This window comes from Halarcobacter mediterraneus (genome assembly GCF_004116625.1).
Classification (GTDB): Bacteria; Campylobacterota; Campylobacteria; order Campylobacterales; family Arcobacteraceae; genus Halarcobacter; species Halarcobacter mediterraneus.
The window spans coordinates 84,275-100,415 of record NZ_NXIE01000001.1 but is presented as its reverse complement, the minus strand read 5'-3'; the positions used below and the strand labels follow the sequence as shown (position 1 = coordinate 100,415).

The 16,141-nt window shown below is 26.9% G+C and carries 16 protein-coding genes; 4 read left to right on the top strand and 12 right to left on the bottom strand.

Annotated elements, in window-relative coordinates:
• Positions 1 to 2 precede the first annotated feature (2 nt).
• On the bottom strand, positions 3 to 644 hold the full coding sequence (rpe, locus tag CP965_RS00500; protein ID WP_129060071.1) for a ribulose-phosphate 3-epimerase: 642 nt from the start codon (positions 642 to 644) through the stop codon (positions 3 to 5).
• A gap of 117 nt (positions 645 to 761) precedes the next feature.
• On the opposite strand from rpe, the gene CP965_RS00495 reads away from it, so the two are divergent.
• The gene (locus tag CP965_RS00495) at positions 762 to 1,751 is read left to right on the top strand and encodes a phospholipase A (RefSeq protein ID WP_129060070.1); all 990 of its coding nucleotides are present in this window, start codon (positions 762 to 764) and stop codon (positions 1,749 to 1,751) included.
• 17 nt (positions 1,752 to 1,768) lie between these two features.
• Here the strand turns inward: CP965_RS00495 and CP965_RS00490 are convergent, their stop codons facing one another.
• From CP965_RS00490 to CP965_RS00475, 4 genes are read right to left on the bottom strand one after another with little or no spacing between them, the layout of a single operon-like run.
• Positions 1,769 to 2,347, bottom strand: a complete 579-nt coding sequence (locus CP965_RS00490; protein ID WP_129060069.1) for a nucleotidyltransferase family protein — start codon at positions 2,345 to 2,347, stop codon at positions 1,769 to 1,771.
• Positions 2,334 to 3,224 (bottom strand): XdhC family protein, encoded by an 891-nt coding sequence (locus CP965_RS00485; protein WP_129060068.1) that lies wholly within the window; start codon positions 3,222 to 3,224, stop codon positions 2,334 to 2,336. The genes CP965_RS00490 and CP965_RS00485 overlap by 14 nt, the downstream gene beginning before the upstream one ends.
• A gap of 4 nt (positions 3,225 to 3,228) precedes the next feature.
• On the bottom strand, positions 3,229 to 5,370 hold the full coding sequence (locus CP965_RS00480; RefSeq protein WP_164970968.1) for a xanthine dehydrogenase family protein molybdopterin-binding subunit: 2,142 nt from the start codon (positions 5,368 to 5,370) through the stop codon (positions 3,229 to 3,231).
• A 1-nt stretch (position 5,371) separates the two neighbouring features.
• Complete coding sequence (locus tag CP965_RS00475) at positions 5,372 to 5,827, bottom strand: (2Fe-2S)-binding protein (protein WP_129060066.1); 456 nt, start codon at positions 5,825 to 5,827, stop codon at positions 5,372 to 5,374.
• Between the two features lie 221 nt (positions 5,828 to 6,048).
• Between CP965_RS00475 and CP965_RS00470 the strand changes: the two genes are divergently transcribed.
• Both CP965_RS00470 and CP965_RS00465 read left to right on the top strand, forming a co-directional pair.
• Positions 6,049 to 6,969 carry an AraC family transcriptional regulator gene (locus CP965_RS00470; protein WP_129060065.1) on the top strand — a complete coding sequence of 307 codons (921 nt, stop codon included), beginning with the start codon at positions 6,049 to 6,051 and terminating at the stop codon, positions 6,967 to 6,969.
• A 64-nt stretch (positions 6,970 to 7,033) separates the two neighbouring features.
• The gene (locus tag CP965_RS00465) at positions 7,034 to 7,900 is read left to right on the top strand and encodes an AraC family transcriptional regulator (protein ID WP_129060064.1); all 867 of its coding nucleotides are present in this window, start codon (positions 7,034 to 7,036) and stop codon (positions 7,898 to 7,900) included.
• A gap of 18 nt (positions 7,901 to 7,918) precedes the next feature.
• Here CP965_RS00465 and CP965_RS00460 read toward each other — a convergent pair whose 3' ends face one another.
• Positions 7,919 to 9,058 carry an iron-containing alcohol dehydrogenase gene (locus CP965_RS00460; RefSeq protein ID WP_129060063.1) on the bottom strand — a complete coding sequence of 380 codons (1,140 nt, stop codon included), beginning with the start codon at positions 9,056 to 9,058 and terminating at the stop codon, positions 7,919 to 7,921.
• Between the two features lie 104 nt (positions 9,059 to 9,162).
• Positions 9,163 to 9,738, bottom strand: coding sequence for an NUDIX domain-containing protein (locus tag CP965_RS00455; protein ID WP_129060062.1), 576 nt, complete (start codon positions 9,736 to 9,738; stop codon positions 9,163 to 9,165).
• A 90-nt stretch (positions 9,739 to 9,828) separates the two neighbouring features.
• Between CP965_RS00455 and CP965_RS00450 the strand changes: the two genes are divergently transcribed.
• Positions 9,829 to 10,434 carry a hypothetical protein gene (locus CP965_RS00450; protein WP_129060061.1) on the top strand — a complete coding sequence of 202 codons (606 nt, stop codon included), beginning with the start codon at positions 9,829 to 9,831 and terminating at the stop codon, positions 10,432 to 10,434.
• Here CP965_RS00450 and CP965_RS00445 read toward each other — a convergent pair.
• The 5 genes from CP965_RS00445 to CP965_RS00425 all read right to left on the bottom strand — a co-directional run bounded on the left by CP965_RS00445 (position 10,421) and on the right by CP965_RS00425 (position 16,112).
• On the bottom strand, positions 10,421 to 11,590 hold the full coding sequence (locus CP965_RS00445) for a sensor histidine kinase (protein WP_129060060.1): 1,170 nt from the start codon (positions 11,588 to 11,590) through the stop codon (positions 10,421 to 10,423). The genes CP965_RS00450 and CP965_RS00445 overlap by 14 nt on opposite strands.
• The gene (locus CP965_RS00440; protein WP_129060059.1) at positions 11,583 to 12,242 is read right to left on the bottom strand and encodes a response regulator transcription factor; all 660 of its coding nucleotides are present in this window, start codon (positions 12,240 to 12,242) and stop codon (positions 11,583 to 11,585) included. Before CP965_RS00440 ends, CP965_RS00445 begins: the two co-directional genes overlap by 8 nt.
• A 63-nt stretch (positions 12,243 to 12,305) precedes the next feature.
• On the bottom strand, positions 12,306 to 14,111 hold the full coding sequence (locus tag CP965_RS00435; protein ID WP_228712646.1) for a PAS domain S-box protein: 1,806 nt from the start codon (positions 14,109 to 14,111) through the stop codon (positions 12,306 to 12,308).
• A gap of 160 nt (positions 14,112 to 14,271) precedes the next feature.
• Positions 14,272 to 14,769 (bottom strand): YajQ family cyclic di-GMP-binding protein, encoded by a 498-nt coding sequence (locus CP965_RS00430; RefSeq protein ID WP_129060057.1) that lies wholly within the window; start codon positions 14,767 to 14,769, stop codon positions 14,272 to 14,274.
• Positions 14,770 to 14,861: 92 nt separating this feature from the next.
• Positions 14,862 to 16,112, bottom strand: a complete 1,251-nt coding sequence (locus CP965_RS00425; RefSeq protein ID WP_129060056.1) for a uracil-xanthine permease family protein — start codon at positions 16,110 to 16,112, stop codon at positions 14,862 to 14,864.
• Positions 16,113 to 16,141 lie beyond the last annotated feature (29 nt).

Here is a 16,141-nt window from a genome sequence, read left to right as displayed (position 1 = left end):
AATTAAACCTGTAGACTCTTTATTGCTTTTGAGTAATTTTCATTTCCAAAAACATATGAACCAGCAACAACCATATCAACACCAGCTTCTTTTAGTTCATAAATATTTTTATCGTTAACTCCACCATCAACTTGAATTAAACAGGCTTTGTTTCTTCTATTTATCATTTCTTTAAGTTTTTTTGTTTTTTCAATAACACTTGATATAAATTTTTGACCACCAAATCCAGGGTTTACAGACATTAATAAAACCATATCTAAATCTTCAATTAAATACTCTATTGCTTCAGGTGGAGTATGTGGATTTAGAACTATTGCAGGTCTTATACCATATGATTTAATTTTTTGAATAAGTCTATGTGGATGAGTTTCACTCTCTATATGAAAAGATATGAACTCTGGTTTTAAAGGAGCAAACAGTTCTACAAAAAATGTATTATTTTCAACCATTAAATGTACATCTAAAGGTTTAGTTGCAACTTTTGCAACAGGATTAACAACAACAGGTCCAAGTGTCATATTAGGGACAAAGTGTCCATCCATCACATCAACATGTACATAATCACAACCACCATCACAAATGGCTTTTATTTCTTCATTTAGCTTACCAAAATCTGCTGATAGAATTGAAGGTGCTACAAGCATTAAATAACCTTTTTTTTAATATTGGGGCGATTATACCATTTTTTATATAAGTGAAGTTGAAACTTTTAATCTTTTTTTGTGTATCTTATCATATTATTTTTACAATTAGGAAGTAAAATGAGGATATTTATTATATTGATTTTATTATTTAATTTTCTTTTATCTTATGATAAAAACAGTTTACTGAAAGAAGCTTCTAAATTAGAAAAAGATGGCAAATATAAAGAAGCAATGCTAATCTATAAAGAAATTGCAAATAATACTTACTTGGAAAAAACCTTAGAAAAAAATAGTTTTGAAGAAATAAAAATAAAAGAAATGCCTGAAGAAGTAAAAGTTTTAGCCCAAAATGTAAATACAATAGAAGATCAAGAAACAATGACAACTATAGAACAAATGCTTGCTTCTTCTTTTAACTTATATCCTTATAAAGAAAATTATTTTTTTCCTATTTCTTATGATACAAAAAAAAGAAATGATAGAAAAAGAAATGAAACAAAATTTCAATTGAGTTTAAAAAAACCTATTTCTCATAACTTTTTTGGTTTTGAAGAAACATTTTATTTTGGATATACACAAGTTTCTTATTGGCAGTTATATAGTGATTCTTCTCCTTTTAGAGAAACAAATTATAAACCTGAATTTTTTGTAACTGTACCTTATGGGAAAAGAGATAAAACTGCTTTAAAAGGTTTTAAAACTGGTTTTTTACATGAATCAAATGGTCAAGGCGAAGAAGAATCAAGGTCTTGGAATAGAATATATTTAGAAAGTTATTTTCAATATAAAAGTCTTTTTATCATACCAAGGGTTTGGTATAGAATTGAAGAAAAAGATGATGACAATCCAGATATAGAAGATTACTTAGGATATGGAGACTTAACTTTCATGTATCCATATAAAGAAAATAATTTTAAACTTATGCTTAGAAATAATCTAAAATCAAAAGATAATAGAGGTTTTGTACAATTTGATTGGACTTTTCCATTTTTTGGTTCAAAAAATACCTTTGGGCATATTCAAATTTCCAATGGATATGGAGATAGTTTAATTGATTATGACAAAGATATTACAAGGATAAACTTTGGAATATCCTTATCAAGGTAAAAAATCTGATAAAACTATTACTTTAGAAAAAGTTTTTTATCTTCTTTAGTATCAATATCTATTGTAAACTCTTTTTCTAGTTTAATATCTATTGTATTTTCATCTTTTAACAAATACTTTGCACCAAAATCTCCATCAAGTTTTAATAAAGAATTATAAAAGATATTTGGAAAAATTGCAGGAACAGACTTCTTTAAATTATTACTATACAAAGATGTAATAATACTTTTATTATCTATTTCTTTACTAAGAGTTTTTAAATGAGAAAGAGGGATAAAAGGTTGATCACATAAAAGAATCATTGTATTTTTAAAATTTTGTGTATGTTGTATTCCACAAGAAATAGATGTTCCCATACCTTTTTCATAGTTTTCATTAAAAATAGTTGTTATATTAAAGGCTTTTAATTCTTTTTCACATTTATCTTTTTCATATCCTAAAACAACAAATACATCATCTGAAAGCTTAAGTGCTTTTTTGACAGCTCTTTTTAATAAAGTCTTACCTTCATAATTTAATAATTGTTTACAAGAACCTAATCTTTTTGACATTCCAGCAGCTAAGATAATAACTGCTAAATCATTAGAGTTTTTCATTTTTTTTTGCTTCTATTTGAGCACAAATTGATAAAGCTATTGCTTGGGAAGTATTACTTCCAATATCTAAACCAACAGGAGCATAAAATCTATCATCATCTTCTAAATTAAAAAGTTTTGTTATCCTTTTCATATTTTGTTTATTTCCCATCATACCTATATAGCTAATGTTAGAATCAAGTAAAGCTTTCAAATAAGTATCATCAGTTTTTGGATTATGACTTAAAATAACTGAAGCATCATATGAATCCAGATCTATCTTTAATATATCTTCAAGAGTCTCTAATTCTATAAATTTATCTGCTTTATTTTTATATGATTTTTTTATCCTTAAATCAACTACTGTAGTTTTCCATCCCATAAGGTTTGCCATTGAAATCATAGGTATTACATGGGCAGCTAAGCCAAAAATCAAGACTGAATAAGGGGCTTTTATAGTTTGATAAAACTTCCCAGCTTCTAGTTTTGTTTCTTGTACCTCATCAAGTATTTTATAACTAGCATCTTTTATATCTCTTACAAGTGTTTTTCCAAAATTCTTTAAAGCTATACCTAAAGCTCCGTATTTTTCACTATAAAAAAATGGCTGTACTAGAAATTCACTTTCACCATGTCCTGATGATTCATCTTGTGGTATTGACTTAAAAATTTGTATCTGCTTTGTTTTTAAAGCTTCTTTTGAAGATTCAAAAATTTTATTATGAAGATATGAACTACCTAATACACCTACAAACTGACCATTTGAATTTATAACTAAAAGATTTCCTGCTTTTGTATATGTAGAGCCAAGTGTTTTTATAACACTTGTCACTACAATATCTAATTTTTTTTCAATACTACTATTTACAAATTTTAAAACCTCTTTATTTGTAAACATTAAATTATCCTATTTTAATAGGAAAATCTGTATATCTTTTTCCTGTTGCATCATATAATGCATTTATAATAGCTGCAAACATTGGAGGAACTCCTGGTTCTCCAATACCTCCTATTTTTTCCTCTGAATTTATAATATCTATATCTATTAAGCTTGGAGCATCTTCTTGTCTTGAAACTATATAGTCGTAAAAGTTACTTTGATCAACCTTACCACTTGTAATAGTAATTTCACTATATTTTGTAAGTCCTATAGTAAAATTTATAGCACTTATCATTTGATTTTCTACATTATATGGATTAAATGCAAATCCACAATCTACTGCACCCCATACTTTTTCTACTTTATAATCCTTATCTTTTACATTAACTTTAATAACAAAAGCTACAATACTTCCAAAAGATTCTGCAATTGCAACTCCATAACCACTACCTTTTTTTCTGTTATACCAATCTGATTGTTTAGCTACATTTTTTAAAAGTTTTATAAATCTAGGATTTTTAATATTTTTTACTCTAAAATCAAGTGGGTCAATATCTGCTGCAAAAGCTGCTTCATCCATAATATTTTCTATAATTGGAGCTGAAACAGTATGCCCTACAGAACGAAGCCAATCAACAGTTACAGGAGATTGAGGACAAAACGACTTCATATCATGACTAGCTACTGTGTAAGGATGGTCATCTAATCCTTCCCTTTGTAAAGCATCAACACCATCTTTTAACATAAATGCTTCAAAAGGTGTTCCTCTTGTAAGAGACTGATTTACAAGGTTTGTTTTAAGTGCTGTAATATTTCCCTTCTCATCAATTGATAATTTTGCATTTGCTAAAGTCATAGGTCTATAACTTCCACCAGATTGTATTTCATCTTCTCTACTATATAAAGTCATAATAGGATAGCCCTCATCTTTAGACACGAAAGCAGCATCTATAATAAAGTCACTATTAGGAGTTGAACGTCTACCAAAACTTCCACCTAAATAATTTGTATAATATTCAATACTATCTGCTTCAATACCTAAAATCTTAGCAGCTGTACCTCTATAAAGAGTTTGAAGTTGTCCACCCACTGACATATATGCACTATCACCAGTATGAGAGATAGTACAATTTAAAGGCTCCATTGGAGCATGGGCTAAAAAGGGAAAACTATACTCAGCTTCAACTATTTTATGAGCTGTTTTAAAAGCATTATTCGTATCTCCATCTTTTCTCATTACTGGAATATCTGTATCAAAATACTCTTTATACTCTTTTATAAGATTAGCCGTACTGACTTTCTCAAACTCACCATTATCCCATTGTACTTTTACTAGATCTCTAGCATTTTTAGCTTGCCACCAATGATTTGCTATAACTGCTATTTTATTATTAGGAAGTTGTTTTATTTTTACTATACCATCTAGTTTTTCTGCTTGACTAGCATCAAAACTTTTTATTTTTGCACCATAAACTTTTGGAAATATAAGTGAAGCATACTTCATATTAGGAAGCCTAACATCTATTCCAAAGATACCTTTTCCCGTAAGTTTTTCTTCTACTTCTATAGGGTGTCTTTTCATTGGTTTACCAATAAGAGTATATTCACTCTCTTTTTTAAGTGCAATATCATTTGGTAATTTCATATTTTTTATATCTTCAATTAAAGAACCATAAGTTAATTTTTCTTTTGTTCTTTTATTTATAACATAAGAATCTTTTGTATCAATATCATAAACTCTTACTTGCCATTTTTTAGCTGCTGCTTGTTTTAGCATATATCTTAATGTTGCACCAACTTTTCTTACTCTATTTTGTTGATTTCTAATACTATATGAACCACCAGTTAGCATCATCCCCATTCCTGGCATATTATATACTTCTTTTACTGGCGCAGGCTCAAAAATAATATTTTCCCAATGAGCATCTAACTCATCAGCTATACACATTGCAATAGTTGAGTATGTACCTTGTCCCATTTCAACTTGACCTAAAATAAAAGTGATAGTATTATCTTTATCTATTTTAATAAAAGCATTTGGTTCCAAGGGGTCATTTTTTTCTAATTTGGCTGCCATACCTTTTGTTTGAAGATGAAAACCTACTATAAAAGCAGTACCTAAAGCTGTAGTTCCTTTGATAAATTCTCTTCTATTTACACCCATTTTATATCTCCTTTGAAGCATTGTAAATAGCTGTTTTTATTTTATTATATGTACCACATCTACAAACATTTCCATTCATCGCTTCTATTATTTGATTTTCAGTTGGTTTAGTATTTGATTTTAAAAGTCCAGCTGCATTCATGATTTGACCGGGTTGACAGTATCCACATTGAGCAACATCTTCTTCTTTCCAATATTTTCTAAGAGTATTTACCTCTTTATCTTCTTTATTCTCAATAGTTATAACACTCTTTCCAATAACTTCACTTAATGGAGTCTGGCAACTTCTTATAGCCTTTCCTTCAAGTAAAATAGTACAGGCTCCACACATAGAAACACCACAGCCAAACTTTGTTCCTGTAAGATTTAAGTAATCTCTCATAGCCCATAATAATGGTGTATCTTCAGGAATATTACTAATGTCAAATTGTTTACTATTTATTATAATATTTTTCATTTTATCTCCATTTAAATATTTAATTGACTTACAGTTTATTATAAAAGAAAAATAAGATATTCAATAGAACAATTTTATAAATAAATTGCCTAATTCTCTAAATTTAGAAAAATTATTTCAAGTTCCTTGTAGAATTAAGCAATACTAATAGAGAATATTTATATTGAATTACAAAAATATTAAATATAATAAATCAATTAGCTATTTTACTCGAGGAAACAATGGAAAGTACAATACAAGAATTTCAAAAAGATTTACTTGAATTTATAAATAAGAAATATTCTTTATCAGATACTAATGCTGAAATACAAAGCGAAATCCCAAATTTAGATTTTTATTTTGCAAATAAAACAACAGAGTTTCATGCAATTATGTATGAACCATCACTTTGTATTATTTTACAAGGGGAAAAAACTGTAATCTTTGGAGAAGATATGTATACATATGGAGGGAAAGGATATCTCCTTTCTTCAACGCATATTCATGCAAAAGTAAAAATAATTGAAGCAACAGAAGAAAAACCTTTTGTTTCTTTTCGACTAAGATTTGAATTAAAAGATATATATGATGTTATAAAAAATATAAATCCTAAAAAGCTTATAATAAACAAAAAGTTGGAAAAAGCTTTATTTTTTGATGAAATGAAAGAAAAACTATATGGACCTATTTCTCGATTAATAAAATTACTTGATAAAGAAAAAAATGAAATTGATTACCTTGCACCTTTAATTATAAAAGAAATTTTATTTATTTTAATAAATGATAAAAGTGGCTATTTTTTAAATAAGTTTGCCATAGAAGGTACAGTATCAAATAAAATTGTAAAAGTGATTTCTGAAATAAAAGATAATTTTAATGAAAAATTAAATGTAAAAGAACTTGCAAACTTTATTAATATGAGTGAAGCTTCATTATATCAAAACTTCAAAACCATTACTTCAATGTCTCCTATTCAATTTCAAAAAAAGATTAGATTAGAAGAAGCAAAACTAATGCTTTTAAATCAAAATATTGAAGCTTCAGAAATTGCTTTTGCAGTTGGATATGAAAGTCCTTCACAATTTAGTAGAGAATATTCAAGAATGTATGGTATGCCACCAAAAGCCCACGCAAAATACTTAAGAACAAAGAATAATGACTAATTTATTTTAAATATGGTTTTAATATAATAAAATTACAAAAATCATATTAGACATAAAGTAAATAATGAAAAAAAGTATTATAGAAAATAGAGAAATATTAAATATGCCAGATGGTGTTCATGATACAAATTTACCAAGTATTAAAATCTTTAAAACAGAAACTTATGAACCTAAAAGTCCCCTAATTTATGATGTTTGTCTTATCCTTGTATTACAAGGTAAAAAAATTGCAAATCTAGCAAATAACAGTTTTACATTTGATTGTGACAATTATCTTGTTGTTCCTACGACACTTCCTTTAGAGTGTGAAACTTATGCTACTAAAGAAGACCCATTTATTTGTCTTTTAGTATCACTTGATAGAGAAATTATGTATGATATTATAGAAAAATTATGTACAAGAGAATTTAACAGTGAAAATAAGAGTAGTTTTGGTATTTTTTCAGATAAAGTTACAAATGAAATAGAAAATATTACTTCAAAACTTTTAGATATTTTAGAATCAAAAGAAGAATCAAATATTTTGGCAAATGGTGTTTTAACAGAATTATTTTATAGAATAGCCATAGGTAAAAATGCAAAAATGCTTCATAAAATGTTTTTAGAGGAAAATAGTGAATCAAAAATTGCAAAAGCTTTAAAAATAATCCATGATAATTATAAAGAGAACCATGATATGGAAACTCTTGCTAGAGTTTGTGATATGAGTGTTTCATCTTTTCATAATCATTTTAAAAAAATAACTTCTCATACTCCTTTACAATATATAAAAAAAATTAGACTTTCTAAAGCAAAAGAGTTTTTGACAAAATATGATTACAAAGTTGTAGCTGTAGCAAATGAGTTAGGTTATGATAATCCTTCACACTTTAGTAGAGATTTTAAAAGTTATTTTGGATATTCACCAAAAGAGGCAAAAGCCTCTTCTTAGTGTAGTGTAAATTAAAACTTACGCTGCAATAGATCTGTTTATAATTTTTTCAACTTTATCTAAAGTAACAGTTCCATTTTCTCCAATTTCTAAATAACCATGAGATTTAAATGCATTATGAACATTTTCAACTACTTTATCATCAATATCATAAGCATTTAATTTAGTTGGTAATCCAACAGATTCAAATATATTTTCCATTTTTTGAATTACTGCTTCATTATCATTTTCAATTCCAAATACATTTTTACCAAATTGTGCTAATTTATCTTGTTTTTCATCAATCATTTCTCTAATTAAGTGAGGTAAGATAACTGCAAGTGATCTTGCGTGATCAAGTCCATAGAATGCTGTTAATTCATGTCCAATAATATGAGTTGACCAGTCTTGACAAACACCATTTGCTAATTGGAAGTTTAATGCTTGATTACAGATATGCATTAAATTTTCTTGCCACCATAATGTTCTTCTTTCATCCCATCTATCAGCAAGAGTTACTAAACCTTTATATAAAGTTTCAGCATAACCATCATTTACTAATAAATCATTTGTTTTTGTTAAGTATTGCTCAGAGATGTGAACGAAGGCATCAACTAAACCATTTCCAAGTTGTCTATCACTTAATGTTCCCATAAATGATGGGTCAAGTACAGCAAATCTTGGGTAAGAGTGATCTGAAAAATACATTCTTTTTTCATCAGTAGTTTTTCTAGATACAACTGTTAAATTATTTGATTCAGAACCAGTTGCAGCAAGAGTTAAAACAACTCCAAGAGGAAGTGCTTTCTCAACTTCTTTAGAACCATCTAAGAAATCCCAACCATCTCCATCATATAATGATGCAGCTGCTAAATATTTAGAACCATCAATAACAGAACCACCACCAACAGCTAAAATAAAATCTACACCTTCAGCTTTTACAAGTTCAACTGCTTTATTCATAGTTTCAACTGTAGGGTTAACTTCAACTCCACCAAATTCTAACCATTTATGATCTTTTAATGCTTCAACTACTTGTTCATATGCACCATTGTTTTTAATTGAACCACCACCATAAACTACTAATACTTTATTATCTTTTGGAATTAAGTTCGCAATCTCTTTTATTTTGCCTTTTCCAAATTCTATTCCTGTAGGGTTATGAAAAGAAAATTCCATTTATTTATCCTTTTAATTTAAATTCGCAAAAGTATTATAAAAAGAAACCCTCAAACTTTAAAGACCAAATTCTACAAATCATATACCAAATTCTACAAATAAAATTAATTTTTTATCAACTTTTCCATATACCACATAAAAGCAAACATCAAGCCAGGTGTTTTTGCTTTTGATTCATCAAAAATAAACTCCTTATACTGTTCAATAGGTAAATACATAAGTTCAATTTGTTCATCATGTATTCCTCCACCTTCATGAATTTTCATACTCTCATCTATTTTTGCAAAGTAAAGATGCTGACAGCCACCACTAACCCCAACATTTGTATAAAATGAGGTTATCTTTTCTATACTTGATAAAGGAACATCAAAACCACACTCTTCATCAATCTCTTCTTTTGCTATTTGTGCTAAGCTTAGTTCTTTATCAACAATTCCTGCACATAATTCATAGGTACACTTTTTACTATCATCATTTAAATAAACAGCAGGACGAAATTGTTTAACTAATAAAAAAGATTTTTTTTCTTCATGATAAAGTAAAATTGCAACAGAATCAAAATTTTTTACAACTTCCCAAGTTTTTCTTTTTCCATTTTGAATATAATTTATTCTTAAGGGATAAACAAATTTCGGATTTTCTAATTTTTGAGTTTTAAACTCTTCTATTTTATTATTCATTGATAACCTTTGTAGAATTTTATAAACATTTAAATAAAATATGAGTAAATTAAATTATATATACTGGAATTATAAAAAGGTTATAAATAAATGCAATTAAAATATACTGGTCCTAAAGAAATTATCTCTCCTCATGGAGTTGATTTTAAAGATGGGAAAGAAGACAAATATGTATATGTAGCTCCTGCTATAGAAATTTTTTATGCTATTCACCATGATTATGAAAAAAATAGAATTTATACTCATAGTATTGAAAAAGAGTATTTAGAAGATGATAATATTTTATCAAAAATTTTAGAATTGAATCCAAAATTAGAAGATAAATGTAAAGAAGAAATAGAAAAATTAGAAAAAGAATTAGATAAAGAAATTGAAGAAGTAAAAGAACATACTGAACTAGTTCCAGAAGAACAACTTGCTTATAAAAACAATTTAATTATTATGAAGAACTATAGAATTCAAAGACAGACTAATAAAATAATATATCAACATCTTATTGAAATTATTGTTGATGAAATATTAAAACACAAATTAAAACAAATTAGTACACCAGTAAATGAAAAGTTTTGGCATATATTGCACTCTATTCAAGGTGAACTTTCTAATCACAATCATAGATCAATTGGTTCTGAACTTGTTACAAGTGAAACAGAACCTGTTGTTTTGATATTAAAAATAGACTCTATTGGAAAATAATAGAGGAAAAATCTACAGAAAAAGTAGACCCTTCGTCTACTTTTGATTTTAAATCTAACTTCAAACTATAAAAATTGCAAATTCTGTTAACAATATCTAAACCTATACCAAAGCCACCTTCAATATTTTTTCCTCTTTTATAACGTTTGAAAATTTCTTTACGTTCCTCTTCACTTATTCCTATTCCAAAATCTTGTACAGTAAAAATATTATCTTTTAAAACTACTTTGATTTTTGAGTTTAAAGGACTATATTTTATAGCATTTGAAATTATATTATTTACTAATTTTTGGGCTTTTGTTCTATCCATTTTTACTTTTATTTTTTCTAAATTTGACTCAATTTGTATTTTTTTTGTAACGGCAATATCAGAAAAAAACTCTACACTATCAGCTATTTGTTCATCTAAAAAAAGAATCTCATCTATACTTTCATCAATATCATTAAAGGCTGAGAAATGAATATCATTATATATTTGTGAGATTTGTTTAGAACTACTTAAAATATATCTCATCATTTTTTCAGAGTTTTTACCATTTTTTAACATATGAACTGAAGTCATTAAAACAGAAATTGGTGTGTTTAATTCATGGGCAGAATCTTTTATAAAATTATCCATATGAATTACTTTTTCTCTTACGGGTTTTAATAATAATTTTGCTAGAAGAAAAGCAATTAATCCTATAAAAAGTGAACTTAAAATAAATGCAATACTCATATAGATTTTTAGATTATCCATATTTCTAACACCTTGACAAGTTTGCATTACAATATAATGAATTGGTATTTTTGCTTCATTTATAGTTTCTATTAAAAAATGTTGTTTTGCTTGTTCATAAAAAACTTTTTTTAAATCAACAGCATCTTGTTCATCTAAATTTGAAAAAAGCAGTTTTTTATCCTTATCATAAAGAGCAAACCTTAAAATTGCACTATTAAACTCTTTTGGAATATATTCTTTATCGTGCATATAAGCATTTAAAATATCTGTTCTTATTTTCATTGAAGCATTTTTCAACTCCATACTACAACTTGTTTTTAAAGATTTAATCTCTTCTTGGTAATAAAAATAAAATAATATCCCTAGAAGTAACATTGCAGAACCAATATAAATTGATAAAAAACTAATTAATGCTTTTCTTTCTGCTTTATTCAAATTTATACCCTATACCTCTTATTGTTTTAATCTTATCTTTTCCTAAAATTTCTCTTAAGTTTTTAATATAAACTCTAATTGTAGCTTCTGTTGGCATCTCTTCATAAGCCCAAATATTTTGTAAAAGCTCTTCACTAGAAATAACCCTATTTCTATGACTACAAAAATAGTTTAAGATATCTCTTTCTTTTTGTGCTATTTGTTTTATTTCATTCTTAAAAATTAATTCACAAGATTGAGGTAAAAATTTTATATCCTCACTAATAAAAAGTTCACTGTTTTGCTCAATATTAAACTGTTTACAAAGTTTTTTTATTCTTTGATCTAATTCCTCTAAATCAAAAGGTTTTCGAATATAATCATCAACCCCATTTTCAAAAGACTCTCTTAAATGTTTCATATCTTGATAAGCTGTTAGTACGATTACTGGTGTTTGGTTTTTATAATCATTTCTTATTGTTTTTAAAACTTCAATTCCACTTATTATTGGTGTATTAATATCTAAAATTGCTAAATCATAAACTTCATCAATTAGATACTCTAAAGCTTCTTGACCATTTGTTGTGAGAGTAACATCAAAACCTTGGTCATTTAGATGGTCATTTAATAAATCATTTAATGCTAAATCATCTTCAAGAAGTAAAACTTTCAAATAATATCCTTTTTAGAAATTAAAAAATTGTACACTAAATTTGTTTATTCTGTGTGTATCATATTAATCCACATATTTATCTCTAATTTCTAAAAAGTCATTTAAATTTTCAAAAAATAAATCTACTAATTTTGGTTCAAAATGCTTGGCTCTTTGTTCTTTAAACAATTCTAAAATTCTATCTAACTCCCAAGCTTGTTTATAACATCTATCACTACCTAAGGCATCAAAAACATCAGCAACGGCTGTTATTCTTCCAAATATATGAATCTCTTCTTCTTTTAATCTTTGGGGATATCCACTTCCATCCCATTTTTCATGATGATGATAAGAGATAATTGCAGCTGCTTTTAATATTTCTCTTTTTGAATTTTTTAAAATATTATAACCTAAAGCACTGTGTTCTTTCATTACCTCCCATTCTTGTTCATTTAATTTTCCAGGCTTATTAAGTACTTCATCTGGAATACCAACTTTTCCTATATCATGCATAGGAGAAGCCATAAAAAGAATTTCTATATCAGAATTTTCTAAACCATATAATTTAGCTAATAATTTTGAATATTCAGCTACTCTTTTTACGTGATTACCAGTCTCTTTTGAACGAGTTTCTCCTATTTCTCCCATTCTATATATAATCTCTCTTTGGGTATCTTCTAACTCTTTATGAAGTTCTATTATAGGTGTTATATTATGACAAACAGAAATAAATTCATAAATTTCATTATTTTGATTAAAAATAGGAGATATTACAGCGTCTAAATGGAAAGTTTTCCCTGTTTTAGATTTATTTATAAGTTTTCCACTCCAAGATTTACCACTTTTAATAGTTTTCCACATTTGCCTTGATATTTCTATATTAGTATCTTCATGTCTAATCATTTTGAAAGTCTGACCAATAAGTTCTTCTTTTTTATACTCTATCAATTTACAAAATCTTTTATTTACATAAGTAATTTTTCCTTGAAGATTAAATCTTGAAACGATATTTATTTGATTAATTACATTTTCATATTGTTCTTGATTTTTTAAAGCATCATTTAAATTTGATATCTTTTCAAAATTTTGTTTTTGTAAAAACTTTCTTGTTTTTTCTTGAGGAGTAATATCTTGTCTAATTGCAATAAATTCTATAATATTACCATCAACATCTAATATAGGTTTTATTGTAGATCGAACATAATAGGACTTACCATTTTTTGCTAAATTTTTAAGAACTCCTTGCCAGACTTCTTTCTTAGTCAAGATAGTATCCCACATTTTTACAAATATCTCTTTTGAATTATCTGGATGCCTAATAATATTATGACTAGAACCAATTAATTCTTCTTTTGAATACCCTGAAATATCTATAAAAGGTTGATTCACATAAGTAATAAAACCATTTTTATTTGTTTTTGAAACAATCGAATTTACATCTACAATACTTTTATATTGTTCTAGAAGATTGCTAATATTATCTTTTTCTTTTTTATTACAAATATTTTCACTAAACTCATCTATTATTTTAATTAAATCCATTATATTTAAAGGTTTTAAAATAAATCTACTAATTCCTATTTCAATAGCTTTAATAAAAGTATCACTATTATTATGAGCACTTGTTATAATAATAGGTACTTCTTGGTTTTCTTCTCTAATTTTTTTTGAAAGAATTATTCCATCCATTACAGGCATAGTAATATCAGTAATAATAATATCAATATTATTATTTTCAAAAAGAGATAAAGCTTCTTTTCCATTAGTTGCAGTAAAAACTTTTTTTACAACTTTTTCTAAAATTTCTTTAGTCTGAGATTGAATAAGTAAATCATCTTCCACATAAAGTATTGTAATTTTTTTCAAACACTTTTTATTAATTTCATCCACTACACACACCATTACTTTTTATAATAATTGTAACAAAATTTTTAAATATTTTATATACTTTAGTTAAGATTTGTTAGTTTTTAAAAGTTTTTTTTCTAAAGAAATAGCTTTAAAGTAGCATTTAAAAAGTTATTATTTATTAATAGCACTCAAAAGAGTACTATTTAAAGTTATCAAAAACTAAAGGAGATTTCAAATCTAACGATTTCAGATGTTTCATTATTGTTTGTAAATCATCAATATTTTTTCCAGTAACTCTAATTTCATCACCTTGATTTACTGCTTTTATCTTTAATTTCAAATTTTTAATCTCAACTTGTATTTGTTTAGCTTCATCAGCTTTTATTGAATCAACAATAGAATATACATATCTTCTATTTGCACCAGAGCTATCCTCTTTTTTCAATTCTTCTAAAGAATTAATTGATAAACCTCTTTTATTCATTTTTGAGATTAAAATATCATACATAGCCTCAACTTTGTTATCACTAGAACTAACTAGAGTTAAAGTTTTTGCACCTTGATTAAACTCTATTTCTTTAGCAATACCTTTAAAATCATATCTATTATCTATCTCTTTTTGTGCTTGTATTACTGCATTTTTCATTTCACTCATATCAAGTTTTGCAGAAATATCAAAACTATGTTCTTTTGCCATATTAAGAACTCCTATTCTTTAATTTTACAATTTATTATAAGAAATTTTTGATATATAAGTTATTAAAGTCAATTATATAGTTAGTAAACTAACTATATAATATGATCATCTTTTCGAGGCTGTGGTAAAAGTAAGTTTAATAAAATACCTGTGATTGCTCCAAGTCCAATTCCTGAAAAAGGAACTCCACCAAAATTAAATGTCATTCCTCCAATAGAAAATACTAAAATCATTGATACAATAACTAAATTTCTTGGACAATTAAAATCTATATTAGCTCTAACTAAAGTTGAAATACCAATACTTGCTATAATACCAAATAATAAAAGCATAATTCCACCCATAACAGGAACTGGAATTGTTGCTAATAAACCACCAAGTTTTCCAACAAAAGCTAATAAAATTGCAAAAATAGCAGCCCAAGTCATAATAGCAGGATTATAAGCTTTTGTCACAGTTACTGCACCTGTAACTTCAGAATAAGTTGTGTTTGGTGGTCCACCAAATAAAGAAGCAACTGAAGTAGCTAAACCATCACCTAAAAGTGTATTTTTTAATCCTGGTTTTTTAAGATAATCATTTTTTGTAACATTTGAAATTGCTAACATATCTCCAATATGTTCAATTGCTGGAGCTATTGCAATTGGTAAAATAAAAATAATTGCTTGCCAATTAAATTCTGGTGCTGTAAAATTAGGAATAGCAAACCATGCAGCTTTGTGAATAGTTGAAAAATCAATTACACCATAAAAAAGTGCTGTAATATATCCTGCAATAATCCCACCTAAAATAGGAACCAATTTAAAAATTCCTTTCCCTAATAAAGATATAAAAACCATTGTAAATAAAGCTACCATAGAAATAACAATTGCTTTATCAAAAGGTACTAATTCTAAAGCTCCATCACCTGTTTTTCCCATTGCCATATTAACTGCAACAGGAGAAAGAATAAGACCTATAGAAACAATTACAGGACCAACAACAACAGGAGGAAGTAGTCTATGTAAAAAAGCGTCTCCTTTTAGTCTAATTAAGAAACTTAATAATACATACAATAAACCAGCAGCAATAAGTCCTGACATAGTTGCTGCAATACCCCAAGTTTTAACTCCATGTGCTATAGGAGCAATAAAAGCAAAAGATGAAGCTAAAAAAATAGGAGGAATAGCTCCTTTATTAATAAATTGAAAAACTAAAGTACCAACTCCTGCTGTAAATAATGCAACATTTGAGTCAAGTCCTGTTAAAATAGGAACCAGTACCAAAGCACCAAAGGCAACAAAAAGAAATTGTATACCTAAAATAGAATCCTTAACTTTAAAATTATAATCTGTGGGTTTCATAAGTCCTCTTCAAGTAGAAATAAGTTAAT

Excerpts from the sequence above, each read along its gene's own strand:
- CP965_RS00495 (WP_129060070.1), top strand. The coding sequence starts at position 762 with ATGAGGATATTTATTATATTGATTTTATTATTTAATTTTCTTTTATCT.
- CP965_RS00460 (WP_129060063.1), bottom strand. The coding sequence starts at position 9,058 with ATGGAATTTTCTTTTCATAACCCTACAGGAATAGAATTTGGAAAAGGC.
- CP965_RS00475 (WP_129060066.1), bottom strand. The coding sequence starts at position 5,827 with ATGAAAAATATTATAATAAATAGTAAACAATTTGACATTAGTAATATT.
- CP965_RS00470 (WP_129060065.1), top strand. The coding sequence starts at position 6,049 with ATGGAAAGTACAATACAAGAATTTCAAAAAGATTTACTTGAATTTATA.
- CP965_RS00455 (WP_129060062.1), bottom strand. The coding sequence starts at position 9,738 with ATGAATAATAAAATAGAAGAGTTTAAAACTCAAAAATTAGAAAATCCG.
- rpe (WP_129060071.1), bottom strand. The coding sequence starts at position 644 with ATGCTTGTAGCACCTTCAATTCTATCAGCAGATTTTGGTAAGCTAAAT.
- CP965_RS00430 (WP_129060057.1), bottom strand. The coding sequence starts at position 14,769 with ATGGCAAAAGAACATAGTTTTGATATTTCTGCAAAACTTGATATGAGT.
- CP965_RS00490 (WP_129060069.1), bottom strand. The coding sequence starts at position 2,347 with ATGAAAAACTCTAATGATTTAGCAGTTATTATCTTAGCTGCTGGAATG.
- CP965_RS00450 (WP_129060061.1), top strand. The coding sequence starts at position 9,829 with ATGCAATTAAAATATACTGGTCCTAAAGAAATTATCTCTCCTCATGGA.
- CP965_RS00465 (WP_129060064.1), top strand. The coding sequence starts at position 7,034 with ATGAAAAAAAGTATTATAGAAAATAGAGAAATATTAAATATGCCAGAT.
- CP965_RS00485 (WP_129060068.1), bottom strand. The coding sequence starts at position 3,224 with ATGTTTACAAATAAAGAGGTTTTAAAATTTGTAAATAGTAGTATTGAA.
- CP965_RS00425 (WP_129060056.1), bottom strand. The coding sequence starts at position 16,112 with ATGAAACCCACAGATTATAATTTTAAAGTTAAGGATTCTATTTTAGGT.
- CP965_RS00480 (WP_164970968.1), bottom strand. The coding sequence starts at position 5,370 with ATGGGTGTAAATAGAAGAGAATTTATCAAAGGAACTACAGCTTTAGGT.